This window comes from Micromonospora sp. NPDC047762 (genome assembly GCF_043204655.1).
Lineage (GTDB): Bacteria > Actinomycetota > Actinomycetes > Mycobacteriales > Micromonosporaceae > Micromonospora.
Genome location: NZ_JBIDCQ010000002.1, coordinates 65,029 through 91,508 on the forward strand (window position 1 = coordinate 65,029; position 26,480 = coordinate 91,508).

Here is a 26,480-nt window from a genome sequence, read left to right on the forward strand (position 1 = left end):
GGTCAGGCGGAGGCGGGCGTGGGGGTGGGGGATGCCGGGGTGGTCGTCGCGAGACCGTCCTGCTCCGCGGTGAGCAGCCGGCGCAGGGAGAGCGCGACCAGCGAGGCGACCAGGCAGCCGCCGACCACCGTCGCCACCCAGACCATGCCGTTGGCGGCGCCGATGAGTGGGCCGGCGGTCACTGGGCCGATCACACCGCTGATTCCGAAGATCATCGAACTCATGGCGTTATACCGGCCGCGCAGCTCGTCGGTGGCCAGCGCGTTGGTCAGTGCGGGCATCACCGGGGACAGCATCGTCTCGCCGAAGCCGAAGATCGCCGAGCAGAGCACCACGCACAGGGCGGCCAGCACAGCGTTCTCGGCACTGACCAGGCCGGCCACGCCGAGGACCAACCAGGCGGCGGCGAACACCGCACCCACCACTGCCAACGCCCGGGTGCGGCTGCGCCCCTCGATCCGGCGGATGACCACCAGCTGCGCGAGCACGATCATCACCGTGTTGGCCGCGAGTGCCCAGGCCACGACCCGGGGGTTCACCTCCGCCACGCGCACCGCGTACGCGGCGAAGCCCACCTCCACCTGCGCGTAGCCGCAGGTGGTGAGGATCAGCCCGAAGATCACCAGCCGTCGGAACGGGCGGTCGCGGAGCACCGTCAGGTAGCCGCCGGGCGACGGTTCGTCGACGCCTCGACGTTTGCCGAGTCGGTGGCCCACCCCGGGCAGGGTGAGCAGGATCAGCGCCGGCATCAGGTACGTCACCGCGTCCAGCAGGTAGATCGCCTGGAAGGTGCCGGGCCGGGCGGTGTCGACGATCGCGCCGGAGGTCATGCCCCCGATGCCGATGCCGAGGTTGAGCAGGGCGAAGTTCAACCCGAAGACGCGTTGCCGTTCATCGTCGTCGGTCAGCGACGCGAGGATGGTGTTCTGCCCGGACCAGATCGCCGAGCTGCCGATGGCGACCACCGTCATCACCAGCAGGGCCGAGCCGGTCGAGTGGACCAGGGCCAACGAGCCGGTGCCAACCGCCTCGATCAGCAGGCAGGGCACCACCACCCGGCGGGCGCCGATCCGGTCGATCAGCGTCCCGCCCAACGGCGACAGCGCCAGGGTGACCACGCCGTACCAGCCGATGACGAGCCCGGCGCGGGTGTCGGTGAGCCCGCGTACGTCGGTCAGGTAGATGAACAGGAACGGCAGGGTCAGACCCCGCCCGATCGCCGACAGCAGTGTGCCGAGAAGGATCCGGCGAGCTTCCGAACGGCGGGGCAGGGCACGACGCAGCATGCCGGCATTCTGTTCGGTGGGTCTGACGCCGCGCGAACCGTTTTGGCCACGACTCGCGGTCACCGGGACCATTCGGTGACCAATCCCACGTTGATCCACTCGCTGTGATCGCGGTCGGTCGGTGTCCGTCGGGTCTGCGATGCTGGCGCGATGACCGGCACCTGGCGACATCTGCCCGCTACCGCCCGCGCCATCGCGTTGACCGCGACGACGGCCGTCGCCGCCGCCCAGGCACGCGACGGTCAGGCGTACGACGAAGCGGTCGGCGGTCTCGCCGCGGACGAGCGTTCCGGCCTGGTGCTCGGCGCCGTGGTCCGGTTGCTGCTGGAGGAGAGCCATCCGGACGGGTTGACCGGCGACGACATCCGCCAGGTGTTGACCCGCTGCGTGCAGGAGTCGACGCGGTGGCGAACGGATGTCGACCCGCACGTGGTGCTCGTCCTGCTGGCCGGCGCGTTGGGCGTCTACGATCCCGACGGCGACGAGTCACCGCCGGACGCGTCGGCGCTGGCCCGACACGCCCCGCTGCTGGTGGCCGACCTGTTGACGGCGACCAGCGTGCCGTTGGACGACTACCTGGCCGCCGCGTTCGCAGAGATCGAGCGCACCGAACGGCAGGACTAGGCGCACCGCACGGCAGGACTGAGCGCACCGATGGAGGCTGTTGGCGAGGTGTCCGGTAGGCGTCACTGTGCCGGCGGTCGACTCGGACGCGGTCACTCCTGGTTCCAGGTGTCGGTCTCGATTATCCGCCGGGCGCCCTGCTTGGACACCGGACCGCTGGCAATCGTCCCGCCGGACGCGTCGAGCGCCTCCACGACAAGACCCGCGGTGGGGCGGGGCACCTGCATGGCCGTCCCGGAGCCGCTGACGGCGCTCCTCGCCACCTCCTGCCCGTCGCGCAGGACGCGCACCGTGGTGGCGGCTGCCGGCGTCACCACGAGCAGGAACTGCTGACCCTCGCCACCGCCGTCGTCATCGTCGATGGACACGGCCAGCACGCTGTCGGGATCGGTCGGGTCGGCCCTAGCGGTGAAGGAGGTGCCAGTGCTGAGCACGCCGTCGGCCCGTGGCTGATCGCTGGCGATCGACACCTCGCCGACCCAGTCGCCGCCCACATCGGGCGCAGCCAGGACCGTCACCTGGCCGTCCTGCACCGACGGCTCTCCGGCGGCCGGCGACGTGTCGGCTGGACCGGTAGGGAGGCCAGCAACGTGCCCGCCCCACACCACGCTCGGAAGGGCGGTCAGTCGGTAACCCTCTGACTGGGCCCACTGGTACGTCAACTCCCGGGCGCGTTGCTGCTCGACACTGCCGCGTACGCGGGACATCGCCGTTGCGAGCTGAGCGTCGGTGATCGGCTTGGAGGCCAACGAACCCGGTCCGGGCGTCATCCGACGGGTCACCGCGCCGCAGTCGACCCGCCACCACTCGGGCCGGTGGGTCTTCGCCGTACGGACCAGGTAGGACCCGGTCGGCTCCAGGGCCCATCGGAAGGTGTCGCCGTCGGGCAACGGTGAGCTGAGGAAGACACATCCGGCCGGGGCGATCGCCACGTGTGCCGCCTCCGGACCGTCCACGGCCAGGCTCTCGTAGGGTTCCAGGGCGTCGCTGACCGACCGGATGGCGGCGGTGCCGGCCAGTTCCCGGGCGCTGGCACCTTTGTCGGCGACCAGCCACACAGCGGCGCTCGGCCAGCCGGTGACCGGATCGGGTTGGTTGCGGACGAAGGCGGCGAGCGCGATCCGGTGGTCGTCCACGTCGTCGGCGAACAGGACCTTCACCCCGCTCACCGGCACCTTCAAGCGGGAGAATTCGCCCCGGCGTTGGGCGGCCAACAACTGTTCAGAGAGCTGACGGACGTAGCTGTCGTCCCCGGCGACGGCACCGCGGGGCGGCGAATGGAGGAGTCGGTCCGACCAGGCCAGGACGGGTGCGATGGACTCGGACGGGTCCGCCGGTGGTGGCTGCGTGGTCCGGCCCGGGCTGGCGATGGCGAAGGCCGTGCTCCCCAGGGAGACCACGAGGGCCAGAACCAGCCCGCCGAGGCGTCGCTGCCGGCTCCGTCGGAATCGCGCTCTCGCTCGGCCGTACGGGTCCGGCTGCGGGGTCAGCGTCGTGCTCAACTCGGCCAGGGCCTGGCTCAGCTCATCGTCGACAGTCATGGTGCCACCCCCGTCATCTTCGTCGTCCCGGTCGGTGCTGGATCCGCTGCCAGCGTCAGACGCAGGCGAGCCAAGCCTCGTGATGCGCGACTCTTGACCGACCCGACGGAGCAGCCGAGAGTGGCCGCGACCTCCGCCTCCGGCAGGTCGACCACGTACCGAAGCACGATCACCGCACGGGTACGAGGTGTCAGCTCCCGCATCGCCTCGTAGAGAGCGCGCCGTTCGGCAACCGTCTCGGTCATGTCCCGGGTGGGCCGCTCGGGGAAGAAGGCCGTCACCACCTCGTGCATCCGGTGGCGGCGCCAGACGCTGATGTGCTGGTTGATCATGACTCGCCGCAGGTAGGCCATTGGATCGTCGACCCGCCGCCACCGACGCATCACCTTCACCAGCGCAGCCTGCACCAGGTCCTCGGCGTCCTGGGCCGAGCCGGTGAGGTGGTACGCCACGCGCAAGAGATCCACGTAGCGCGTCTCGACGAACTCTCGAAAATGCTCGTCGTCAACTGCCATGAGCCCCCGCCTTGATTGGTTACCTCTCACGACCCCGGCGAGGGTCGAAAGGTTGAAGGCGAGAGCCCGGTTACCGGTCGCTACGGGTTGGTGCTCCCGGTCGTCGAAACCCAGACCAGGAGGGGTGCCCCTGCCGTGCCGTCAGGCTGGATCCACGGCGCAGGCGTCTGAGGGGTGGGTCATACGCGGACGCTAGCCAAGCGGCCGGAGCGCGGGAATCGGTCGAGAGGGCCTGCCGGGGCAGATGAAAAGGCCAGGTGAGAGAAGATCTCACCTGGCCTTTTGCCTCTGGTCGGGGTGGCCGGATTCGAACCGACGACCTCTTCGTCCCGAACGAAGCGCGCTACCAAGCTGCGCCACACCCCGAGGCGTGCCGACAAATAGTAGCCCACCCGCCCCGATGGTCAAACTCGGTACCCCCGCCGTCCCCACCCTGCCCGGAGAGGCCAAGATCCGCACAACTTCAGGGATGTTGCTGCCTTACGACGCGCCGAGGCAGCAACATCCCTGATGGTGCACGAATCATGAAGCGGGAAAGCGGCGAAGCGGGCAACCGGCGAAGCAGCCGGCAGCGCGTCGCAGCGGTCAGCGGGGGATGAGGGTCAGGATGCTGGCCTCCGGGGGGCAGGCGAAGCGGATCGGGGCGGTCGGGTGGGTGCCGAGGCCGGCGGAGACGTGCAGCCAGGAGTCCGAGCCCGGCCACCGGTGCAGGCCGCGCGCCATCGAGCGGGGCAGGCCGCAGTTGGTCACGAGCGCCCCGTAGCCCGGTACGCAGACCTGACCACCGTGGGTGTGCCCGGCCAGCAGGAGCCCGAAGCCGTCCGCCGCCATCTGGTCGAGCACCCGTGGCTCGGGTGAGTGCGTCACCGCGATGGAGAGGTCCGCCGAGGACGACACCGCGCCGGCAACGGAGGGGTAGTCGTCCCGGTCGATGTGTGGGTCGTCGACGCCGACCAGGTCGAGCTGTCGACCGCCGGCCTTCAGCATGGTCCGGGCGTTGTTGAGGTCCGCCCAGCCGGTGCCGGTGAAGACCTGACGCAACTCCTCGTAGGGCAGCTCGACGCCCTCGGTGTACTCCCGGTCGGGCAGGAAGTAGGTGAAGGGGTTCTTCAGCACCGGCCCGGTGTAGTCGTTGGAGCCGAACACGAACGCGCCCGGGTAGTCCAGCAGTGGTTGCAGCGCCCGCAGCACCCCGGGCACCGCGCCAGGGTGCGCCATGTTGTCGCCGGTGACCACCACCAGGTCGGGGTCGAGGGCGGCCAGCGATGCCACCCAGCGCTGCTTGCGCGCCTGGTCGGGCATCATGTGCAGGTCCGACAGGTGCAGCACGCGCAGCGGCTCCGCGTCGGCCGGGAGCACCGGCACGTCGTACCGCCGCAGGGTGAACATGTTGCGCTCGACGAGCGACGCGTACGCGAGGGTGGCCGCGCCGATCGTGGCGGTTCCGGCGGCGAGCCGGAATAGTGTGCGCTTTCGCATGGCGTTCAGGGTAGTTTGACCGTCCATGAGCACGCTGAAGGACCGCCTCACTGCCGACATGCGTACCGCGCTCAAGGCGCGCGACGAGCTGACCACCTCCACGCTGCGGATGGCCCTGGCCGCCGTCGGCACCGCCGAGGTCGCCGGCAAGGCCAAGCGCGAGCTCACCGATGACGAGGTGCTCGCAGTGCTGACCAAGGAAGCCAAGAAGCGTCGGGAGGCGGCCACCGCCTTCGCCGACGCCGGGCGCGCCGAGCAGGCCGCGAAGGAGAGCGCCGAGGGTGAGGTGCTGGACCGCTACCTGCCCAGGCAGCTCTCGGACGCCGAGCTGACCGAGCTGGTGTCGGGGGCGCTCGCCGCGGGCGGCTTCACCGGCAAGTCCCAGATGGGCCCGGCGATGAAGGCGGCCCAGGCCGCGGTGGCCGGCCAGGCCGAGGGTGGTCGGGTGGCCGCCGAGGTACGCCGACAGCTCGGTCTCTGACTTCCGGCAGGGTCAGCGGGGCGGCACGACGTTTCGCAGCCGCCCGCCGAGCCGGACAGACGAAACGGGCGGGCACCCCTGAGGGTGCCCGCCCGTTGTGTCCTACCCGTCGGTTCAGCCGCCGGGGCGACCACCGGGTCGGCCCCCGGGCGGGCCGCCTGGCTGACCGCCCGGATTGCCGTCGGTGTTGCCCGGCGTGCCGCCACCGCTGCTGACCTCGATGGTGACCACGCCACCCTTGATCGTGCGTCCGTCGGGGCTGGTGCCGGCCGCTTCGCCCGCCTTGCAGGAGGACGGCACCTTGGCGCTGGAGACGACCGGTTCGAAGCCGGCGCCCTTGAGCCGGGACTTCGCGGTGTCCACTGACACGCACTTGACGTCGGGGATGCTGCGCTGGTCACCCTGGGAGATCTTCTGACCCGGCGCGTCGAAGTCAACCTTCGGCTTGCCCTTCATCGCGTCCCGCAGCGTCTCCCAGACCGGCGGGTTGATGCCGTCCTTCTCCGCGTGCTTCATCTGCACGTTGGTCTGCGGCCAGTCCGGGTCGGCCATGATGCCGGCGACCGCGTACTGCTTGGTCATCGCGACCAGCGCGGCGGTCTTCTCCGAGTCGGTGGTGCCGGACTTGCCGGCCACCGGGTAACCGACGTCGCCGCGCACGTTTCCGGCGGTCGCCCCCGCGCACCGGGAGGACGACGACTTGTCACCGACCGGGCACCGGGCCGCGTCCACGGCGGCGCGGGCCACCTCGGTGCTGAACCGCTTCTCGCAGCGCGGGTTGGCGATGTCCAGCTTGTTGCCCTCCGGGTCGCGGATCTCCTGCACCGGGATCGGTTCGCAGTACTTGCCGTCCGCGGCCAGGGTGGCGTAGGCGTTGGCCAGGTCCAGCGGGGTGGTCTGCGAGACGCCCAGGGTGAACGCGCCCCACTGGTGCGCGCCCTTCTCCAGAGTCAGATCTTCCTCGGACCGGAAGTTGATGCCCAGCCGCTTGGCGGCCTTGACCACGTTCTCGGCGCCAACCTGCTGTTGGAGCGGCACGAAGTAGGTGTTCACCGACCGGCCGAACGCGGTCCACATGTTGTGTGGGCCGGCCATGCTCTCGGTCGAGTTGGTGGGGCAGTAGAAACTGGTCCCCGGGCAGGCTGCCGGACCGGGGCGGATGATGTATTCCGACTTGAACTGCTTCGGCGCGTTCATCGAGTAGCTGAGTGGGATGCCCTTTTCCAGCGCCGCGACGATGGTGAACATCTTGAACGTCGACCCGGCCTGGTAGCCGGTGATGCCGTCACCACCGGTGAGCAGCGGGTTGACAGTCGCCGGGTAGTTGCCCCGAATCTTCTTCTTGCTCTTCGCGGGATCGCTGGAGATCTTGTTCTTCGGGTTCTTCGGGTCGTCGAGTTTGAACTGCCGGTTGACCGCGAGCGCCCGCACCCGGCCGGTGCCCGGCTCGACGACCGCGACCATCGCGGCTTCCTTGCTGTTCTCGCTCTTGGCCTTACGGACCGCCTTGTCCGCGGCGCGCTGCGCCTGGACGTCGATCGAGGTCACGACGGTGTAGCCGCCGCTCTTGAGCCGGCGCTCCCGGTCGTACCTGGTCGAGCCGAACGTCTCCTGATCCATCCACCAGCGGTAGAAGTAGTCGCAGAAGAAGCCCCAGCTGTTGACGTTGGCGGCGACGCAGCCGTTCGGGGTGCGCTTGTCCTTCACCACCAGCTTGGTCGCCTTGGCGACGTCCGCCTCCTGCTGGGTGATGGCCTTGATGTCGACCATGTTCTGGATGACGTAGTCGCGGCGATCCAGCGCGAGCGGGTAGCCGAGTTCGGTGGTCGGGTCGTTCGTCGTGGGCGCCTTGACCATGCCGGCCAGCAACGCCGCTTCCTCGATCTTCAGCTTGCTCGGCGGCTTACCGAAGTAGACCTGGCTGGCGGCGTAGATGCCGTACGCGCCGTTGCCGAACGAGGCGAGGTTGAGATAGCGGGTGAGGATCTCGTCCTTGGAGAATTCCTTGTCGACCTGGAGGGCCAACCGCATCTCGCGCAGCTTGCGGGCGCTGGTGTCCTCGGTCGCCGCGACGACGTCCGCCGGGTGGGTGGCCGAGTACGCGATGGCCAGCCGGACGTACTGCATGGTCAGCGTCGATGCGCCCTGTCGGCCGGAGCCTTCGCTCTGGTTGTTGACGAACGCACGGGCGACACCGTTGATGTCGACGCCGTTGTGCTTGTAGAAGTCATGGTCCTCGGCCGCGATGATGGCCTTCTGCATGAACGGTGAGATGTCGGCGAGCTTGACGTCCCGTCGGTTCTCGTCGTACATCGTCGCGAGCGGTGTCTTGCCGTCCGCTGCCATCAGGTAGCTGATCTGTGGCGCGCGGGCCACCGTCAGCTCCGTGGGTAGGGCACCGAACGTCTCGGCGCCGGCCTTCGCGGCCAGGCCGGACATCGCTACCGCGGGGAAGGCCGCCGCAGCGACCACCACGCCGGCCAGCAGGCCACACACGAGTAGCGATGCGGCGTTGGTCAGCACATTGTGGTCACGTTTCCGCATCCAGGTCACCTCGACAGGGTACGCGAGTAGGGAACGAGGGGCGCTGGGGCGTTCTTTCCCCATTTCCTGCGCGCGCTGCCCTCGTTGTGCTAAACGCACGACCCCCGCTACTTGGTTGCGTGTGACCTGGCGTGAGTCTCCTCCGATTCACTGGGGCGGCGCAGCGTTATCGCTGACCTCGGCGGGGTAACCGGCGGTCGAAGGCCCGGGAAGCCGGGACTGTCCGAAATGATGGATTTCGTCGACAACGTTGCGTAATCAGTCGACTACGGAGCATGATGGGGGCGGCGACAGCGCCAGATGTCGTCCGCGCCGCCTTGGGGAAGGCAGGCCGGGCGATCGGGGGGAATTGCCGGCTGACGTGCATCGACGAGGTCGGTAGGTACTGCAAGGGGGGACGTGTACACATGGGCATGATCACTGACTGGCCGTCACTGGCGGCATGTCAGAACGGGGACCCGGACGCGTTGTTCGTACAGGGCGCCGAACAGAACGTGGCGAAGCGGATCTGCCGGAGCTGCCCTGTTCGGTACGAGTGCCTGGCCGACGCGCTGGACAACCGGATCGAGTTCGGTGTGTGGGGCGGCATGACCGAACGCGAACGGCGGGCGCTGCTGCGTCGTCACCCCCAGGTGACGAGCTGGCGCAAGATGTTCGAGGCCGCGATGAAGAAGAACAGCAAGGACAAGGCCGGCAAGGACAAGATTCTCGTCAGCGCGACCAACTGACGCCGGTCACGACCGGCTGATCGCCGCGCCGATCGTCCGTAGCCCGTCGACGTCGTGCACGTCGGCGGGCTGCGCCGTGACCGAAACCGCCGGCACGGCCGGGAAGGCCTCCGTGAAGCGCGCGGCGACCTGCTGCTCGCGTACCGCCTGGCGAGCCAACGCCGCGTGCGCCCGCAACACGTCGGCGGTGGCCTCATGCCCACCCATCTGCGTCAGCCGCTCGGCGGCGACCTGGCTCTGCTCGGCGTCCAGCGCCGGGACCGCCGGGCGGTGCACCCGGTTGAGCACCAGGCCGGCCAGCGGCATCCGCTCGTCGCGCAGCCGGCCCGCGAAGTAGGCAGCCTCCCGGACCGCGTCCGGCTCCGGCGTCGCGACCAGCAGAAAGGCCGTCTCCCCAGCCTGGAGGATGCGGTACGTCTGCTCGGCGCGCTGCCGGAAACCACCGAACATCGAATCGAGTGCCGCCACGAAGCCGGACAGGTCGGTGAGCAGCTGCGCGCCGAGCACCTTCTGCACCACCTTCGAGAACATCCCGAACGAGGCCGTGACCAGGCTGAACATGCTCCGCCCGCCGCTGCGCGCCGGAGCCAGCAGCAGTCGCAGCATCCGGCCGTCGAGGAAACGGGAGAGCCGAGCCGGCGCATCCAGGAAGTCCAGTGCCGAGCGGGACGGTGGAGTGTCCACCACGATCAGGTCCCACTCGCCCCGGGCGTGCAACTGACCCAGCTTCTCCATCGCCATGTATTCCTGCGTGCCGGCGAAGGTCGAGCTCATCGCCTGGTAGAACGGGTTCGCGAAGATCTCCGCGGCCTTCGTCGGGTCGGTGTGCTGCAACACCACGTCGTCGAAGGTGCGCTTCATGTCCAGCATCATGGCGTGCAACTCGCCGCCGGTGCTCTCGACGTCGATCCCCTTGACCTGGCGAGGGGTGTTGTCCAGCTCGGTCAGGCCCAGCGACTGGGCCAGCCGGCGGGCCGGGTCGATGGTGAGCACCACAGTGCGTCGGCCGTGGTGCTCGGCGGCCCGCAGCGCCAGCGCCGCGGCCGTGGTCGTCTTTCCCACTCCGCCGGCACCACAGCACACGACGATCCGCACGCCTGGGTCGGCGAGGATCTGGTCGACGTCCAGCTGCGGCGCCGCGTCTTCGGAAGGCACCAATCGAGCGTATCGGGCCGGTGGGTCCGCGCGCCCGTGCTGCGCTCAGGTGTGAGTCATTCGGCGCGGACGAGGGCCTGGGCCAGCGTCGCGAGCCCAGCCCGATCCACCCCGTCGGGCAGCAACGGCAGCTCGATCATCGGCAGCCCCAACTCCACCAGGTCGGCGCGGAGCGAATCTTCCAGTTCGCGCCGGATGAGCTGGTCGCGCGCCTCATCGTGCAACCCGGCCACGGTGTCCCGATCGGCCGGCAGCCCGGCGGCGACCAGCCCGCGCTTCAACTCGGCGGCGGTGACCGCCGCTCCGGCGGGCAGCGGCGGTCGGACTCCGTTGACGAGCACCTTCCCGACGCCGAAGCCGAGGGCGGTCAGGTCGGCGATCGCGTCGACCGTCTCCTGGATCGGCATCTCCTCCAGCAGCGTGACCACGTGCACCGCTGTCATCGGGGACCGCAGCAACGCGGCGACCCCCTCGCTCTGGGTCTTGATCGGGCCCACCTTGGCCAGCCGGGCCGTCTCCGCCGTCACGTTGAGGAACCGGCCGATCCGCCCGGTCGGCGGGGCGTCCAGCACCACCGCGTCGTACGCGCGCCGCTGCCCGTTCGTGCGGGTGGTGGCCTCCTTCACCTTGCCGGTGAGGAGGACGTCCCGCAGGCCGGGCGCGATGGTGGTGGCGAAGTCGATGGCGCCGAGCTTGCGCAGTGCCCGGCCCGCCGCGCCCAGTTTGTAGAACATGTCCAGGTACTCGAGCAACGCCTCCTCGGCGTCCACGGCGAGCGCGCGCACCTCACCGCCGTCCGGCGCGTCGGCGAGGTGGCGTTCCTCGTAGGGCAGCGGCTCGATGCCGAACAGTTGGGCGATGCCCTGCCGCCCCTCGACCTCGACCAGCAGGGTGCGCCGGCCGCCGGCGGCGAGCGCCATGGCCAGCGCCGCCGCCACGCTGGTCTTACCGGTGCCGCCCTTGCCGGTCACCACGTGGAGACGGGCGGGCCACCCGGTACCGGCCGGGTCGATCGGACGCTCAGCTGCACACACCCGTCGAGCCTATCCAGGCTGGGCGGTCAGGCGACCTCGCAGACCCACCAACCCGTCTTCTGCACCACAGTGAAGCGCAACTCCTGGTCGGCCACCTTCTCGTCGGCGGTGGTCATGGTGAGCCGGGTGGAGACGGTGGCCCGTTCCCCGGTCTGGTTGTCCACCTTCGGAGTGGTCCACCGGAAGCGCGGGTTCTGGTAGGTGGAGGCGTACTTCTCCACCTCGGCCACCTTCGCGGCGATCTTGTCGTCGTCGCGGGAAGCGGCGCAGACGTGACCGGCCGCCTTGGTCGCGTCGCGATCCTTGTAGACCGCGGTGAGGAACTCGTCGACGGCGACCGCCGGCTCCTTGGCGCCCTCGCCGGTCTCGGCGTCGCGCAGGGTCAGGAAGGCCACCACGCCACCCCCGACGCAGAGCACCATGATCACGACCAGGGCAATCGCCGCGATCAGCAGACCGCGCTTCTTCTTCGGCGCGGGCGTGCCCTGGTAGGGCGGATAGGCCGGCGGGGCCGGGGGGATCGACGAGGAGTTCGGGGCACCCGGCTGCGTCGGTGCGGCCGCCGAGGAGGGGCCGACAGGCCCTTCCGGCTGCCCGGCGCCGCCCAGTTGCCCGGGGAAGGCCGGCTGGCTGGGGCCGCTGGGCTGCCCGGGGAAGGCCGGTGAGGTGGGGGCGGCGGGGAGTGCCGGCTGGGCGGGGGAGGCGGGGAGAGCGAGCTGCCCGGGCGGCGGAGCGGGGGTCGGCTGGCTGGGGATGGTCGGCGCGCCGGGCTGACCGGCGGGATCCGGGTGGGCCGGCGGGTGAGCGGGTGTGCCGGCCTGGTCGCCGCTGGGCGGGTGGGTCATGTCGTTCCCCCAGGGGTGCGGCGCCCGCCGCCACCCCTGGCGCCGAGCGTGATCGAGCGGGCGGCCGGGCGCTGCGCGACCGTCCGACCGGAAGGGTAGCGGTCGATGACCGGATCGGTGTCGCCGCTGCCTGTCGAAGCGGGCCGGCGATCCGGTGAGCGGTACCCGCGCCGGTTTCGGTGTCGGGCCTCCGACCTGCGGTGTGTCGCATATGTGACTGTTGATGACCTCTTGTGCGCGTCCTGTTGGCGGGACCGCGGCCACAGACCTACCTTCGTCCCCGTGCGGGGGGCCGGAACGGACGAATGGGTCCGGGCCGGAAGCATGGTCCGAGAGGTACGACCGGAGGCAGTGCATGCGCGACGCGGACAACATCCCTCGCACCCAGTTCCCGACGAACGAGCGGCCTCGCCGGCTCGGGTCCGTGGTCGAGGCCGGCGGGCAGGTCACCAACCAGCCGATCAACGAACGGTCGTACCGCCGGATGCCGGAGCAGGCGGAGACGGCCCGGGTGCCGAGCCAGCCCGCCGAGCGGACCCGCGAGGACGACGAGCCGGGCTTCGTCATCCACCTGCCGATCCGGGTGCCGAATTTGGCGGCGGCGACAGTGCTGGCCGGCCGGGTCGCGGTGTCCCTTGGCTTCCTGCCCGAGTTGGACGCCGGCGAGACCACCGTCTCCAACGCCGACGATCAGAACAACCGGCACCGGGTCTTCTGTGACCTGCTGCTGCCCGACCGGTCCCGCTGCCCCCAGGGGTACGAGCACGAAGGGTGCTGCGGGGAGCTGCCGGCCGCGCCGGAGCAGCGTCCCGTACCTCGTCCGGCCAGCGGACCGTAGGCTGTCCCTCGAACAATTCCGCACCGAGAGGGAGCCCTTCAGCGATGCAGAAGTGGGAATACTCCACGGTCCCGCTGCTGGTCCACGCGACCAAGCAGATCCTCGACAACTGGGGCGAGGACGGGTGGGAGCTCGTCGCCGTGGTCCCCGGCCCGAATCCGGACCAGCTGGTCGCCTACCTGAAGCGGCCCAAGGCGTGAGCAACGGTCCGCACGCGAAGCTCGCCGAGCTGGGTCTCGAACTGCCCGAGGTCGTGCCGCCGGTAGCCAGTTACGTCCCGGCCGTGCAGTCCGGGCAGCACGTGTACGTTTCCGGCCAGTTGCCGATGGCCGAGGGCAAGTTGCTGGCGACCGGCAAGGTCGGCGCCGGGATCTCCGCCGAGCAGGCGAAGGATCTGGCCCAGCGGTGCGGGCTCAACGCGCTGGCCGCTGTCGACTCGCTGGTCGGCCTGGAGAACGTGGTCAAGGTGGTCAAGGTGACCGGGTTCGTGGCCTCCGCGCCCGGCTTCACCGGTCAGCCCGCCGTGATCAACGGTGCCTCGGATCTGTTCGGCACCGTCTTCGGGGAGGCCGGCCGGCACGCGCGCAGCGCGGTGGGCGTGGCCGAGTTGCCCCTGGACGCCCCGGTGGAGATCGAGCTGATCGTCGAGGTCGCCTGACGCGTCCCCATCGCCCCCCGATCTTGCACTTTCTGCCCGGACGAAAGCCCTGAACGGGGATGAATCAGGGGCCGCAAGTGCAAGATCGTGGGGTGTGGCGAGCGGGGTCGTACGATCGCAGCCATGAGCGGGCACGTGACGGGGGCGGTGGCGGCGCTTGCCGACGAGTTGCCCCGCTGGGTTTCACTGCTGCGTGCGCCGAACCCGGGGCCGATGACCCTCGACGGCACCAACACCTGGGTGCTGCGCGCCCCGGCGGCCGAGTCCGGCATCGTGGTCGACCCGGGGCCGGCGGACGAGGGGCACCTGAGCCGGATCGCCGAGCACGGCCCGGTCGGGCTGATCCTGATCACCCACGGCCACCCCGACCACACCGAGGGCGCGGCCCGGCTGAGTGAGCTGCTCGGCGGCGTGCACGTGCTCGCCGCCGACCCGGCGCACACCATCGGTGGTGAGCCGCTGACCGAGCCGGGCGAGCACTTCGGTGGCTTCGGTCTGCACGTCAGGCTGCTGCAGACGCCAGGGCACACCGCCGACTCGGTCTGCTTCCTGGTCGAGCACGGCGACGAGCGGGTGGTGCTCACCGGTGACACCATCCTCGGCCGGGGCACCACCGTGGTCGCCCATCCCGACGGTCACCTCGGTGACTATCTGAGCAGTCTGGAGCTGCTGTCCGCGTACCGGGGAATCCCGGCGCTGCCGGGACACGGCCCGGCGCTGGCCGACTGCGCCGCCGCCGCCGACTTCTACCTCGCGCACCGCCGGGCCCGGCTCGACCAGGTCCGGGCGGCGGTCGCCGCCGGCGCCCGCACCCCCGCCGACGTGGTGGCGACGGTCTACGCGGACGTGGACCGCTCACTCTGGTGGGCGGCCGAATGGTCGGTCCGGGCCCAGTTGGAGTATCTGGGCGTCGACACCGGGGAATCCGCGCCCGGGGTCAGTGGGTTGGAGCACATGTGACCTGCCCCGTGTGTGGAACCGTTGCCGTTCCCGGCGCACGGTTCTGCCACAACTGTGGCGCCGCGTTGCCGGCCGCCGCCACGTTGCCGGCGGCCGAGCGCCGGGTGGTGACAGTGCTCTTCGGCGACCTCTCCGAGTTCACCTCCTGGTCGGAGGATCTCGACCCGGAACGCGTCGGCGCCGTCACCGACCGGGTGCTCGCCGCCCTCGCCGGTGCCGTGAAGACGTTCGGCGGGCACGTCGACAAGCTGACCGGTGACGGCATCATGGCGGTCTTCGGTGCCCCGGTGGCGCACGAGGACGACGCCGAACGCGCCGTCCGGGCCGCTCTGAGCATGCAACGGGCCGTCCGCCGGGTGCTCGACGACGAGCGGGGCGGCGGCGCTCCGCTCGGGCTGCGGGTCGGGTTGAACACCGGCGACGTCATCGCGGGCATCCAGGCCGCCATCGAGTACACGGTCATCGGCGACACTGTGAACACAGCGGCCCGGCTCGCCGACGCCGCCGCCGTCGGGGCCGTCTACGCCGGTGGACGGACCGCTGCGGCCACCCGGCACGTGTCGTCCTGGCGGGCGCTGCGTCCGCTGCGGCTCAAGGGCAAGCGTGAGCCGGTCGAGGCGTACGAGCTGCTGGGTCTGCTGGACGCGCCGGGCACCCGCTCGGGGCTCGGAGACGAGGCGCCGTACGTCGGCCGGGAGACGGAGATCGGCCGGGTCGCCGGCCGGCTCGCCGAGGTGATCGACCAGGGCGACCCGCGGGTGCTGTTGATGACCGCCGAGGCAGGCATCGGCAAGTCCCGGTTCGCCGCCGAGGTGGAACGCCTCGCCGCCGGTTACGACGTCGGTGCCGGTCGGTACGCGGCGCACACCGGGGCCCGGGTGCTCTCGGTGCGCTGTGCCGCGTTCGGGGAGCGGCGACGGCTCGCGCCCCTGGCCGATCTGGTGCGGGCCGCCGTCGGTCTGCCCAGCGACGCGTCCACCGCGTTGACCCGCCCGGCGGTCGAGGAGCGGCTACGCCGGCTCGGGCAGCGGCTCGCCCGCTCCGGCGCGGAGACACCACCGATCGCCACGGAGCAGCTGCTGGCCCTGCTCGGCTACGCCGAACTCCCGGCGCACACCGGCGGCGACAGCGGCGAGTGGGGCGGCTCGGGCACTCCGGCCGCAGACGCCGAGGTGGTGCCGAACGCGGTCGCCGACCTGCTCAGTGGGCTCGCCTCGGAGGCGCCGCTGGTGATCGTGGTGGACGACCTGCACGATGCCACCGCCGAGACGATCAGTGCCCTTGGGTTGACCCTGTCCAAGCTCACCGGCCCGGTGCTGGTGCTGCTGCTCGGCCGCCCCGAGTTGGTGCGTACCGCTGGGGCGCTGACCCGGGTCGCGGACGCCGAGGTGCACTCGCTGCCGCCGCTGCGCGGTGCCGACGCGGCCCGGCTGCTCACGACTTACCTCGGCGGCGGCAAGCTGCCGCAGGCCGACACCGACCGGTTGCTCGCCACCGCGCAGGGCAATCCGTTCTACCTGGCTGAGCTGGTCACCCTGCTTATCGAACGGGGCGCGCTGACCACGGAATCTGTCCGGGCCGCCGCTGACCGGCCAGGCTCCGGCGATCGGGACCAGAGCGGGGCGAACGGCTGGCGGTTGGTGCCGGGGTCGCTGGGCAGCCGGCTGCTCTCCCGGGACCTCGCCGCCGTGCTCGCGGCCCGGATCGACGCGTTGCCGCCGGACGCCCGGTCGGTGCTGCGCGACGCGGCGGTCACCGGTGACACGGTGCCGACCGGCGCGCTGGAGGCGATGCGGGAGCTGCGCGGTGGCCGCGACGGCAGACCGTCGGCCGTGGTCGCCGTCGAGCTCGACCGGGCGGTCGAGGAGTTGCTGCAACGCCGCATGCTGCACCGTTCTCGTACCGGCTACTCGTTCGCGACGCCCCTCATGCGGGAGGCCGCGTACGCCGGGGTGAGCAAGGCCGAGTTGGCCGAGCGGCACGCCGCGCTGGCCCGGTGGGCGGCACCGGCGGACGAGGCCACCGTCAGCACTGTCGGCGGGTTCACCGACGAGGCCCGGGACGACTTCGTGGCGATGCACGTCGAGCGGGCCGCCACGCTCGCCGACGCGGTGAAGCTGCGCCCGGACGCGCCGGCCCGTGCGGTGGTTCCGCTCGGCGTGGCCGCGCTCGGACGCGCCGCCCGCCGGTCGATCTCCGCCGGTGAGCCGGCCATGGCCGTCGAGTACGCCGAGCGCGCCACCGAACTGGCCCGCGACGGGGTGCCGGCAGCCGACCGGGTGGTGCACGCGCGGGCGTTGCTCCAGGTCGGCCGGGTCTCCGACGCGTTGGCGTACGCCGAGAAGATCGCCGCGAACGCGGGGGACGAGGTCACCCGGGTCAGTGCTCTCCTGCTGGCGGGGCAGGCCCAGGAGACCCTCGGCGATCAGGGCCGGGCGGTGACCGCCTGGCAGGAGGCGTTGCAGGTGGCCACCGAGGGTCGACTGCCCACGCAGCGTGCCACGGCGATGCGCCGGCTCGGCATGGCCGACTTCGTGGCGGGGCGGCTGAGTCAGGCGAGCAGCCGGTTGGCGGCCGCGTACCAGGTCAGCCTCGGTGCGCAGGACCGACGCGGGCAGGCGTGGTCCCTGCAGAACCTGGCCTGGGTGACCACCACCCGGGGTGACTTCGCCGGGACCGACGCGGTGCTCGGCCGGGCCGCCCGACTCTTCGCCGAGCTGAAGGACCCGTACGGGCGGGCCTGGCTGCGCGGCACCACGGCGTTCGCCCGGCTGCTCGCCGGCCGGCTGCGCGAGGCGTGTCGGATGGCGCAGGTGTTCCTGCCGTTCGGCGAGCGGGTCGGTGAGGCGTGGGCCGTGGGCACGTTGCGGGCGGTGGCGGCGTTCGCCACTGCCGAGCTGGGGGACCTGGCCGAGGCGGACCGGGAGGCCCGGCGGGCGTACCGGGAGTTCGCCGCCGCGTCCGACGACTGGGGGCGCGGGTTCGCCCTGGTGGTCCGGGCGGTGGTGGCGCGCGGCCTGGGCGAGCCGGAGCACGCTGCGGACCTGCTCACCGACGCCCTGGCGTACGCGGAGCGCACCTCGCATCCGCTGCTCACCGGAATGGCCGGCACGCTGCGCGGCTTCGTCGCGTTGGACATGGGCGACTGCGAGACGGCCGAGCGGGTGGCCCGCGCGGTGCTGATCGCCGTGGAGCCGCACAACCCGCAGGCCCCGGCGCAGGTGGCACCCCGGGTGTTGCTGGCAGCGGCCCGTCTCGCCGCCGGCGACCCGGCGACAGCGGTCGGGCTGCTCGCCCCGGTGGCCACTGCCGCCGCGAACGCACCCTCGCTGCTGTTCTCCCGCCGTCAGACGATGGCTCAGTACGCTGCGGCGCTGCTCGCTCACGGTCAGCGGGAGCAGGCGTTGGACTGGGCTCGTCGGGCGGTCACCGCGCCGGCCGAGGACGTGCGTAGCCAGGTGATCGCGGCGAGTGTGCTGGCCGAGGCGTTGGCTGCCTGCGGTCATCCGGCGGAGGCGCTGTCCTGCGCGCAGGAGGCCGTTCGCCTGGCGTACGCCACCGAGCAGCGCAGCGAACGAGCCGCAGCCGACGCCCTGCAAGCCCGCCTGTCCGCCCTGGTCTGACCCCCCGCCCACCGCTGTTGATCAAGAGGTTTCGGTCAGATTCCGGCCCGCCGGTGACCGAAAGCTCTTGATCAACGCGACCCCGGGGGGTGCCGGGTTCTGCCGGTTCTGGGGATGTGGTGGTCGGGGGGAGCGGCTAGCGTGTCACCACCGCGTACGGGTCCACAGTGGTGACCCTCGCCGTGCCTGGGGAGGCCCTTCATGAAGCTGCCGCGATCCATCGCGGGCTGGACCATCGCGGTCTTCGGCGTGTTGGCGCTGGTGATGGGCGCGGTCGGGCTGCTCTGGCCGGAGGCGCAACTGCGCATGCTCGGGTTCGAGGTGCCGGCGACGCGGGCCGTCGGTGATCACACCGGGACGTTCCTGCTGGCGTCCTCGATGGCGGCCTTCAACATGGGCGTCTACTACCTGCTCGCCACGGTGACCGAGTGGCGGGCGTTCTACCGGTTCACTGTGGTCTTCCGGCTGGTCACGTTCACCGTGTTCACCATCGCGGTGCTGGCCGACATAGCTCCCGACCGGTTCTTCGGGGTGGCGGCATGGGAAGGGCTGGGCGCCGTGGCCACCGCCGTCGGTCTGCGTCTGGACGCCCGGCGGGGAACCCCGGCCGGCGGTGTCGGATCGTCCGAGGGTGCCGGGACGACTGCGGTCGCCGAGGAGGGTACCGGTCCCGCCGGTGCGGCTCCGGCGGACGCGGTGCGCTGAGCCATCGGTCGGGTTGGGTATTTTCGAGCGGTGACCGACACCCCGACCGGCGGCGTGCCAGTGCCGATCGTGCCCGGCCTGACTGATTTGCGGGTCTTTGCCCGGGGCGGGTACGCGACCGTCTACCGGGCCACCCAGATCTCCGTGGGTCGCGAGGTCGCCGTCAAAGTGGAGAACCGGACGCTGGACAGCGAGCGCGATCAGGCCCGCTTCCTGCGCGAGGCGCGGGCGGCCGGTCGGATGTCGTCCCACCCGCACGTGGTGGACCTCTTCGACGTGGGGGTCACAGTCGATCAGCACCCCTACCTGATCATGGAGCTCTGCGACGGCTCGTACGCCGAACGGATGCGCACCTCACCGCTCGGCCCGGTGGAGGCCCGCGACCTCGGCATCAAGATCGCGGACGCGTTGGCCCACTCGCACGCCGCCGGGGTGCTGCACCGGGACGTGAAACCGGCGAACATCCTCCACTCGCACTTCAACTCGGCGGTGCTCGCCGACTTCGGGCTCGCCGTCCTCGCCGAGCACCGCGACGCCTCGGTCACCCTGGAGGTGCTCACCCCGGCGTACGCGCCGCCGGAGATGTTCAGCCACAGCCCGCCGTCTCCGGCCGTCGACGTGTACGCGCTCTGCGCCACCCTCTACGCGGTGATGCACGGCCGGCCGCCGCGCTGGCAGTCCGAGCGCAACCCGAGCCTGGTCACCGTGCTGGAGATGTTCAACCAGCCGCTCCCCTCGCTGCCCGGGGTGCCGGACGAGCTGATCGACGTGCTGCGCGTCGGCATGGCCAACGATCCGGGCGAGCGTCCCTCCGCCCTGGAGTTGCACGACCTCCTCAACAACCTCCCACTCGGCTCGCCTGCGGCACCCGTCAGCGGCGCTCCGGTCAGCGGTGCCGCGACGCTCTCCGGCCCGTACGCGGCCAGCCAGCCGGTGCCCCGATCGTCGATCGAGGACACTCAGCGAGCGGACCCCACCGGTCGGCGTTGGCGGCGCTGGCTCTTCGGTGGTGCCGGGGTGCTCGCGCTCGCCGCCTCCGCGACCGCCGGTGCCTGGATCGCCGACCGGGCACCGCCACCCACCCCGTACCCGTCGGCCACCCAGATCGCCGCACCGGCGACCGGGCCGCTGCCAGGCTGCTCCACCGGCACCGGTGCACCCACCGCCCTGCCCGAGGGTGCCCGGTGTCTGCCCGAGCTGGAGTGCTTCGGCCCGATGCGGATCCGCGGCAGCCGCGCCGAGGCGGCTCGGCTGTCCTGCGCCGGCCGACACACCTGGGAGACGTACGCCGAGGGCATCCTGCCGGTGTCGCTGGTTGGCGCCGACTACGACGAGGTGACCGCCGCCGAGCCGGTGCGGCAGGTGTGCAGCGCCAAGACGTTCCGGTTGACCACCGGGATCGGCGAGGCGACCGGCTGGCACCTGGAGGTGCTACCGCCGATCGACGGCAGCATCGACCGGACCTACCGGTGTCTGGCGGGGCGCGGCGTGGACGCGCTCACCGCGCCCACGCTCACCGGCCGCTGAACCCGTCCGACCCGCGTCGGCGGTCACGCACCGCACGCAACGCGTCCCTGGGGTCGAGGGCATCGAGGGTGTCCGCGTCGATCCCGTACGGCATCAGCTCGGGAGGCCCGATGGCTGCCGACCGGTCCGCCGGCTCCGGGTCGTCGACCTGACGGGCGGCCGAGACCGCGACCCCGGCGACCATGGTCATTAGCACGCAGAGCAGCGCGAGAACCACGCCGAGGAGGTCCTGTCGGCGCCACACGACCAGCATGACCAGCGGCGCAAGGGCTCCCAGCGCCGCGAGCACCGCCACCGTGCGCGCATCGGGTCTGGACAATCGGCTCACGTGTCCAGCATGTCGCGACCTGGCCGGCTGTCAACCGCAGAGCCGACCGCCGCGCAGATCGACGTCGATCCGCGCCGTCCACTAGACAGCGTCCACCGCGCGCACACGGATTGGACAAGAACCGCTACTCTCGGTGTTCCGCAGGCCCTTCCGGTAGCGAGGTCGCCCATGAACTCAGGCAGTTCGCAGTCCCGGCTCCGCTCGATCGCGTCGACGCTGGCGGTCGCTCTCACTCTCGTGCTCGCCGCCGCGGCCGGTTGCGACAGCCGGAAGGAGCCGGACCTGCCCTCCGTACAGGAAAAGATGCGCGAGACGCACATCTACGGTCAGTCGAAACTGCGGATCGGTGTCGCCACCAACGAGCCGCTGATGGGTGAGTTGCGAAACGGCCAGCACGTCGGGTTCGACGTCGAGATCGCCCGGTACATCGCGGCCTCCCTCGGCTACGAGGGGGACCAGCGGCTGGAGTTCGTCTCGGTCGCGACCGAGGACCGCATCCCGTCGCTGCAAGGTGGCACCGTCGACCTGGTGGTGTCCAGCTTCTCCATGACGGAGGACCGTAAGCAGCTGGTCAGCTTCGCCGGGCCGTACTTCGTCACCACGCAGGAGGTGATGGTGCCGATTCGACTCAAGGACAGGATCCGCACCATCGAGGATCTGCGCGACCCGGCGTACAAGGTCTGCACCAGCGGCGGCTCCACCACGGAGGCCGAGTTGGAGAAGCACCAGGTCAAGACATTCGTGGTCAAGGACGTCGGCGACTGCGTCGACGGTATCCGGAAGGGGCGGTACGACGCAGTCAGCTCCGACGAGTCGATCCTCGCCGGTTTCCTGGCCAGCTTCCCGAAGGAGTTCGAGCTCGTGGACATGCCGTTCGGCACCAGCGAGTTGCTGGGCATCGGCGTGCCGATCGGTGATCCCGCACTGCGCGACCTGGTCGCGTTCTTCCTGCAGAAGAGCTACGTACAGGGCCGCGATGGAGATGCCAGCCCCTGGCAGACCGCGTACAACCGGACCCTGGGCCCCTGGCTGAAGGCCGAGAAGCGCCAGCCGCAGCCGCTGGAGGTGCCGAAGCTGGTCGACTTCGACGACAAGGCCCCCGCGAAGTGAGCGCGGCGCCGACCGCCACCGGCGGCGACGGACCGGTCCCGCCGCCCCGCACGTCAGTGCCCGGCGGCGACGCGTCAGCGATCGACGGTACGGCCGCAGCGCCGCCGGCCGTCGATCGTCCGGTCGGCGCGGAAGGTGACGTTGCCTGGCCGGCCGCGGTGCCGGTCGCCGAACCGGCCGAGCCGGTCGTCGCCGCGGTTGAGCCGGGGCGGGTCCGCTGGGATCCGGCGGAGCGGCGTGCCCGCGCCAGCCAGTCGTTCTGGACGGCGGTGGTGGGCGTGCCGGCGATCTTCTCGGTGCTCCGCCTCGGCGTGGAGGCCGGCGGGGAGCTCCAGACCACGCTGCTGCTGGTGGCCAACGTCGGGCCGGTGAACCTGCTCGCCGGTTTCCTGACCACGGCGGCGCGACTGCTCTCCACCGGGCTGGTCGCCGTCTTCGCGCTCGGCGCGGTACTGGCCGTCAGCGCGGACCGGCTTCCGCCGGGCACCCGTCGCCGCCCGCTCTTCGCCCGCTGGGCCGACATCACTCCGGCCTGGGTGGTGCTGGCCAGCTTCCTGCTCGCGCTGATCACCTGGCCGTTGCTCTATCTGCCGTTGCTGCTGCCGGCGTTCGTGGCCGCGTTCCAACTGAGCCCGGCGCGGCTGCACGAGCGGGTCGCGCCTCGGTTGCTGCTGATCGGCGCGCTGCTCGCCGGGTACGGCTGGCTGATGCTGCCCACGATGCGCGACGCGATGCGGCAGGGCGACGAGTGGCTGGTGCTGGCGCTCATCGTGGTGCCCCCGCTGCTCGCGCTCTTCGTCGCGGGGCCGCTGCCGGGCCTGGTGATCCGGCCGCTGGCGTCGGTGACCGAGGTGGCGGTGCTCGCCACCCTGGTCTGGGCTGCGGTGCCGGTGATCACCACGCCGGTGTTGCCGCTGACCGTCACCACGGTGGGCGCGGAGAGTGGGCCCACCGAGGACGTTCGCGGGCACGTGGTCACCACCGACGACGTCAACATGGTGATCCTTCAGGAACGGGGCGGTGTCCGGTACGTTCCGGTCGGTCTGGTCCGCGCCCAGGTGCTCTGCCCGAGCGAGGAGGAGCTGCCCCGCCACCAACTGCGCATTCACGACTTCCACGTCGAGGATTCGCTGTTGGAGGGCATGGGTCGTCGGGTCCGCCCAGTCCACCGCATAGACGCCGCCTGCCGCACCCCAGCCTGACCCCAGCCCCGCCCTGCCCCTCCCCGGCGCAGCGATCTTGCACTTACTGTCCCGACATAGCGGGCATTCCGCGCGTAGCGGCAACCGAAAGTGCAAGATCGGCGCGAGCGGGGCGCAGCCACGGCAGCTCAGCGCCGTCAGTACGACTTGTCCTGGCCCAGGACGTGTTGGGCCACGAAGTTGAGGATCATCTCGCGGCTGACCGGGGCGATCCGGCCGGCCCGGACCGCGCCGAGCAGAGTCGCCACCCCGTACTCGGTGGTCATTCCGGCCCCGCCGAGCACCTGTACGGCGGTGTCCACGGCGAGCGCGGCGGCCTCCCCGGCCGCGTACTTGGCCATGTTGCCGGCCACCCCGGCCTCCAGGTCGCGGCCGGCGTCGTACAGGGTGGCCGCCTTCTGGATCATGAGGCGGGCCAGCTCCACCTGCACAGCCGCGTGGGCCAGCGGATGCGACACCCCCTGGTGGGAGCCGATGCTCCGGCCACCCCAGACCTTGCGGGTGGCGGTGTACTCACTGGCCCGCTCGATGGCGTACCGACCGGTGCCGGCACCCATCGCGGCCACCGTGATCCGCTCCGGGTTGAGCCCGGCGAAGAGCGCCGGCAGCCCGGCGTCCAACGACTCACCGAGCAGCGCGTCGGCGGGCACCCGCACGTCGTCCAGGTAGAGCAGGAACTGGTTCTCCGGAGACACGATCTCCATGTCCAACGTGGACCGCGTCAGCCCGGCCGCGTCGGTCGGCACCAGGAACAGCGCCGGCTTCAACTTGCCGGTGGAGGAATCCTCGGTGCGGGCCACCACCAGCACGTGACCGGCCTCGTCGACTCCGGAGATGTAGCACTTGCGGCCGTTGAGCAGCCAACCGTCGCCGTCACGGCGAGCCACAGTGCCGAGCCGGTGGAAATTGGAACCGGCCTCCGGCTCGGTGATCGCGAAAACGATCTTCTGGGAGCCGTCGGCGAGGCCCGGCAGGTGCCGCTTGCGCTGCTCCTCGGTGCCGTGCCGAGTGAGCACCGTCGCCGCGATGGCGGGGGAGACCACCAGCAGCAGCAGCGGGCAACCCGCAGCCGCCAACTCCTCGCAGACGATGGCCAGCTCGGTGATGCCGCCGCCTCCGCCGCCGTACTCGGTGGGGATGTTGACCCCCAGGTAGCCGAGCCGTCCGGCCTCCGCCCAGAGTTCGGTGGTGTGTTCGCCGGCCCTCGCCTTCTCGACGAAGTAGGAGTGGCCGTACCGGCGGCCGAGCGCCCGCACGGCGTCGCGCAACTGGTCCTGCTCGGGGGTGAGGTCGAAGGTCATCGGGGGTCCTTTTCGTCGACAACGGCCAACACGGCGCCCGTCTGCACCTGACCGCCGGTTGGCACCGGCAACTCGGCGACAACGCCGTCGATCGGGGCGAGCACGGGATGTTCCAGCTTCATCGCTTCCAGCGTGAGCAGCGGATCGCCGGCCGAGACCCGCTGGCCGACCTCGACGTGCACCCGGGTCACCACGCCGGGCAGCGGCGCGAGCAGCGACCCGGCGGCCACCGCCGTGGTGGGCAGCGGGAGACGCGGCAACTCGGCCAGGCTCGCCGCCCCGTCCGGGCCGTCCACGAAGACAGCCGCCCCCACCCGGTGTACGCGGTACGCGCGGCGGACCCCGTCGACGTCGAGCACCGCCCGGTCCGCTGTGGCCTCGACCAGCGCCACCGTCGGTCGCTCGGCCGACTCCTGCGCCGCCGACGTGCTGGACCAGTCGGCGAGCCGGCCGACCCGGTCCAGCCGGTAGCGGATCTCGATCTCGTCGCCGTCCGGCCCGACGAAGCGGGTGGTCTGGGGAACGGCGGGCACGTTGCGCCAGCCGGAGGGGAGCCCGGAGAGCACCGGTGCGGTCGCCCGGCGCTGGGCGGCCGTGGCCAGCGCCGCGGCGAGGGCGGTGACCGGCAGCCGGTCGGCGGGCAGCAGCGGAGTGAAGACCTCCGGGTGCCGGTCCAGGAAACCCGTGTCGATCTCCACGGCGGCGAACGCGGGGCTGCGCAGCACCCGGACCAGCAGATCCCGGTTGGTGGTCACCCCGTGCAGCTCGGCCCGGGCCAACGCGCTGGCGAGCAGCCGGGTCGCCTCCGCGCGGGTACGACCCCAGGCGACCAACTTCGCGAGCATCGAGTCGTAGTGCACCCCGACCGCCGAGCCGGCCAGCACACCCGAGTCGAGCCGCAGGCCTGGCCCGGCCAGCCCACCGAACTCGGTCGCCACATCGCCGACGCTGAACCGGTGCAGGGTCCCGGTGGCCGGTCGCCAACCCGCCGCCGCGTCCTCGGCGCAGAGGCGCACCTCGATCGCGTGCCCGGTGCTCGCCGGCAGGGCCGCCGGCAACGGCTCACCCTCGGCGACGAGGAGTTGCAGACCCACCAGGTCCAGCCCGGTGCACAACTCGGTGACCGGGTGCTCGACCTGAAGGCGGGTGTTCATCTCCAGGAAGAAGAACTCACCGCCCGGGGCGAGCAGGAACTCCACAGTGCCCGCGCCCAGGTAGTCGACAGCGCGCCCGGCGGCCACCGCCGCCTCGTGCACCGCCGTCCGCACCCGGTCCGGCACAACCGCCGGCGCCTCCTCGACGATCTTCTGGTGCCGCCGCTGGATCGAGCACTCCCGGTCGCCGAGGGCCACCACCCGCCCGTGGGCGTCACCGAAGATCTGCACCTCGACGTGCCGGCCGCGCTCGACGTACCGCTCGATGAAGACAGTGCCGTCGCCGAACGCGGCAGCCGCCTCGCGGCGCGCGGAGGCCACGGCCTCGGCCAGTTCGTCAGCGGTCCGGACGATCCGCATGCCCCGGCCACCACCGCCGGCGGACGCCTTCACCAACACCGGGAAGTCGGTGATCCCGTCGGTATCGGTCCAGCTCGGCAGCATCGGCACGCCCGCCTCGGCGAGCAGCGCCTTCGCGGCCAGTTTGTCGCCCATCGCGGCGATCACCTTGGCCGGTGGGCCGACCCAGGTCAGACCGGCGTCGGTCACCGCCCCCGCGAACTCGGCGTTCTCGGCGAGGAACCCGTAGCCGGGGTGGACGGCGTCCGCGCCGCTGCGCCGGGCCGCGTCCAGGATCAGATCGACCCGCAGGTACGTCTCGGCCGGCGAATTCCCCGGCAGGCGTACGGCCTGGTCGGCCTCGGCCACGAACGGCGCGTCGGCGTCCGCGTCCGAGTGCACGGCAACGGTCTGCACGCCCACTGCGCGGCAGGTGGCGAAGACCCGACGGGCGATCTCGCCCCGGTTGGCCACGAGCAGTCTGTTGATCATAAGTGGCCCCT

23 protein-coding genes and 1 tRNA gene are annotated in these 26,480 nt (G+C 71.4%); 12 read left to right on the forward strand and 12 right to left on the reverse strand.

Annotation, left to right across the window (positions count from 1 at the left end; translation table 11 throughout):
- Positions 1-2: 2 nt before the first annotated feature.
- Complete coding sequence (locus tag ACGF3C_RS05805; protein ID WP_357226915.1) at positions 3-1,286, reverse strand: MFS transporter; 1,284 nt, start codon at positions 1,284-1,286, stop codon at positions 3-5.
- A 150-nt stretch (positions 1,287-1,436) separates the two neighbouring features.
- On the opposite strand from ACGF3C_RS05805, the gene ACGF3C_RS05810 reads away from it, so the two are divergent.
- Positions 1,437-1,910, forward strand: a complete 474-nt coding sequence (locus tag ACGF3C_RS05810; protein ID WP_393219218.1) for a hypothetical protein — start codon at positions 1,437-1,439, stop codon at positions 1,908-1,910.
- A gap of 92 nt (positions 1,911-2,002) precedes the next feature.
- On the opposite strand, the gene ACGF3C_RS05815 is transcribed toward ACGF3C_RS05810, so the two are convergent.
- The 4 genes from ACGF3C_RS05815 to ACGF3C_RS05830 all read right to left on the reverse strand — a co-directional run bounded on the left by ACGF3C_RS05815 (position 2,003) and on the right by ACGF3C_RS05830 (position 5,445).
- On the reverse strand, positions 2,003-3,451 hold the full coding sequence (locus tag ACGF3C_RS05815) for a hypothetical protein (RefSeq protein ID WP_393219220.1): 1,449 nt from the start codon (positions 3,449-3,451) through the stop codon (positions 2,003-2,005).
- Positions 3,448-3,966, reverse strand: a complete 519-nt coding sequence (locus tag ACGF3C_RS05820) for a SigE family RNA polymerase sigma factor (protein ID WP_393219223.1) — start codon at positions 3,964-3,966, stop codon at positions 3,448-3,450. The genes ACGF3C_RS05815 and ACGF3C_RS05820 overlap by 4 nt, the downstream gene beginning before the upstream one ends.
- A 289-nt stretch (positions 3,967-4,255) precedes the next feature.
- A tRNA-Pro gene (locus tag ACGF3C_RS05825) sits at positions 4,256-4,332 on the reverse strand.
- 219 nt (positions 4,333-4,551) lie between these two features.
- Complete coding sequence (locus tag ACGF3C_RS05830) at positions 4,552-5,445, reverse strand: metallophosphoesterase (protein ID WP_393219226.1); 894 nt, start codon at positions 5,443-5,445, stop codon at positions 4,552-4,554.
- 25 nt (positions 5,446-5,470) lie between these two features.
- On the opposite strand from ACGF3C_RS05830, the gene ACGF3C_RS05835 reads away from it, so the two are divergent.
- Positions 5,471-5,926, forward strand: coding sequence for a GatB/YqeY domain-containing protein (locus tag ACGF3C_RS05835; RefSeq protein ID WP_357226925.1), 456 nt, complete (start codon positions 5,471-5,473; stop codon positions 5,924-5,926).
- Positions 5,927-6,040: 114 nt separating this feature from the next.
- Here the strand turns inward: ACGF3C_RS05835 and ACGF3C_RS05840 are convergent, their stop codons facing one another.
- The gene (locus ACGF3C_RS05840) at positions 6,041-8,470 is read right to left on the reverse strand and encodes a transglycosylase domain-containing protein (protein WP_393219230.1); all 2,430 of its coding nucleotides are present in this window, start codon (positions 8,468-8,470) and stop codon (positions 6,041-6,043) included.
- A gap of 407 nt (positions 8,471-8,877) precedes the next feature.
- On the opposite strand from ACGF3C_RS05840, the gene ACGF3C_RS05845 reads away from it, so the two are divergent.
- Positions 8,878-9,198 (forward strand): WhiB family transcriptional regulator, encoded by a 321-nt coding sequence (locus ACGF3C_RS05845; protein WP_357183286.1) that lies wholly within the window; start codon positions 8,878-8,880, stop codon positions 9,196-9,198.
- A gap of 6 nt (positions 9,199-9,204) precedes the next feature.
- On the opposite strand, the gene ACGF3C_RS05850 is transcribed toward ACGF3C_RS05845, so the two are convergent.
- The 3 genes from ACGF3C_RS05850 to ACGF3C_RS05860 are packed head-to-tail and all read right to left on the reverse strand — an operon-like array spanning position 9,205 to position 11,995.
- Positions 9,205-10,356, reverse strand: a complete 1,152-nt coding sequence (locus ACGF3C_RS05850; protein ID WP_393219234.1) for an ArsA family ATPase — start codon at positions 10,354-10,356, stop codon at positions 9,205-9,207.
- Between the two features lie 53 nt (positions 10,357-10,409).
- Positions 10,410-11,387 carry an ArsA-related P-loop ATPase gene (locus ACGF3C_RS05855; RefSeq protein WP_357233642.1) on the reverse strand — a complete coding sequence of 326 codons (978 nt, stop codon included), beginning with the start codon at positions 11,385-11,387 and terminating at the stop codon, positions 10,410-10,412.
- Positions 11,388-11,413: 26 nt separating this feature from the next.
- Positions 11,414-11,995: a hypothetical protein gene (locus ACGF3C_RS05860; protein ID WP_357233646.1), complete on the reverse strand. Its 582-nt coding sequence runs from the start codon at positions 11,993-11,995 to the stop codon at positions 11,414-11,416.
- 592 nt (positions 11,996-12,587) lie between these two features.
- On the opposite strand from ACGF3C_RS05860, the gene ACGF3C_RS05865 reads away from it, so the two are divergent.
- The 7 genes from ACGF3C_RS05865 (at position 12,588) to ACGF3C_RS05895 (ending at position 20,543) form a co-directional block, all read left to right on the forward strand.
- Positions 12,588-13,070, forward strand: coding sequence for a hypothetical protein (locus ACGF3C_RS05865; RefSeq protein ID WP_355006001.1), 483 nt, complete (start codon positions 12,588-12,590; stop codon positions 13,068-13,070).
- 44 nt (positions 13,071-13,114) lie between these two features.
- Positions 13,115-13,270 (forward strand): DUF4177 domain-containing protein, encoded by a 156-nt coding sequence (locus ACGF3C_RS05870; RefSeq protein ID WP_007466198.1) that lies wholly within the window; start codon positions 13,115-13,117, stop codon positions 13,268-13,270.
- Positions 13,267-13,728, forward strand: a complete 462-nt coding sequence (locus tag ACGF3C_RS05875; protein ID WP_355006000.1) for a RidA family protein — start codon at positions 13,267-13,269, stop codon at positions 13,726-13,728. Before ACGF3C_RS05870 ends, ACGF3C_RS05875 begins: the two co-directional genes overlap by 4 nt.
- A 123-nt stretch (positions 13,729-13,851) precedes the next feature.
- Positions 13,852-14,688, forward strand: coding sequence for an MBL fold metallo-hydrolase (locus ACGF3C_RS05880; protein WP_357228602.1), 837 nt, complete (start codon positions 13,852-13,854; stop codon positions 14,686-14,688).
- Positions 14,685-18,311, forward strand: coding sequence for an adenylate/guanylate cyclase domain-containing protein (locus ACGF3C_RS05885; RefSeq protein ID WP_393219240.1), 3,627 nt, complete (start codon positions 14,685-14,687; stop codon positions 18,309-18,311). Before ACGF3C_RS05880 ends, ACGF3C_RS05885 begins: the two co-directional genes overlap by 4 nt.
- Positions 18,312-18,512: 201 nt before the next feature.
- Positions 18,513-19,016, forward strand: coding sequence for a hypothetical protein (locus ACGF3C_RS05890; RefSeq protein ID WP_357201220.1), 504 nt, complete (start codon positions 18,513-18,515; stop codon positions 19,014-19,016).
- 30 nt (positions 19,017-19,046) lie between these two features.
- Positions 19,047-20,543 carry a serine/threonine-protein kinase gene (locus ACGF3C_RS05895; protein WP_357228610.1) on the forward strand — a complete coding sequence of 499 codons (1,497 nt, stop codon included), beginning with the start codon at positions 19,047-19,049 and terminating at the stop codon, positions 20,541-20,543.
- Here ACGF3C_RS05895 and ACGF3C_RS05900 read toward each other — a convergent pair.
- Complete coding sequence (locus ACGF3C_RS05900; RefSeq protein WP_357228613.1) at positions 20,530-20,871, reverse strand: hypothetical protein; 342 nt, start codon at positions 20,869-20,871, stop codon at positions 20,530-20,532. The genes ACGF3C_RS05895 and ACGF3C_RS05900 overlap by 14 nt on opposite strands.
- A gap of 168 nt (positions 20,872-21,039) precedes the next feature.
- On the opposite strand from ACGF3C_RS05900, the gene ACGF3C_RS05905 reads away from it, so the two are divergent.
- Together ACGF3C_RS05905 and ACGF3C_RS05910 are read left to right on the forward strand one after the other, a co-directional pair.
- Entirely contained in the window at positions 21,040-21,981 is a 942-nt protein-coding gene (locus tag ACGF3C_RS05905; protein WP_357228615.1) for a transporter substrate-binding domain-containing protein, read from the forward strand.
- Entirely contained in the window at positions 21,978-23,183 is a 1,206-nt protein-coding gene (locus tag ACGF3C_RS05910; protein ID WP_357228618.1) for a hypothetical protein, read from the forward strand. Before ACGF3C_RS05905 ends, ACGF3C_RS05910 begins: the two co-directional genes overlap by 4 nt.
- A gap of 137 nt (positions 23,184-23,320) precedes the next feature.
- Here the strand turns inward: ACGF3C_RS05910 and ACGF3C_RS05915 are convergent, their stop codons facing one another.
- Together ACGF3C_RS05915 and ACGF3C_RS05920 are read right to left on the reverse strand one after the other, a co-directional pair.
- Positions 23,321-24,484: an acyl-CoA dehydrogenase gene (locus ACGF3C_RS05915; protein WP_357228620.1), complete on the reverse strand. Its 1,164-nt coding sequence runs from the start codon at positions 24,482-24,484 to the stop codon at positions 23,321-23,323.
- Positions 24,481-26,469, reverse strand: a complete 1,989-nt coding sequence (locus ACGF3C_RS05920; RefSeq protein WP_393219247.1) for an acetyl/propionyl/methylcrotonyl-CoA carboxylase subunit alpha — start codon at positions 26,467-26,469, stop codon at positions 24,481-24,483. Before ACGF3C_RS05920 ends, ACGF3C_RS05915 begins: the two co-directional genes overlap by 4 nt.
- Positions 26,470-26,480: the final 11 nt, after the last annotated feature.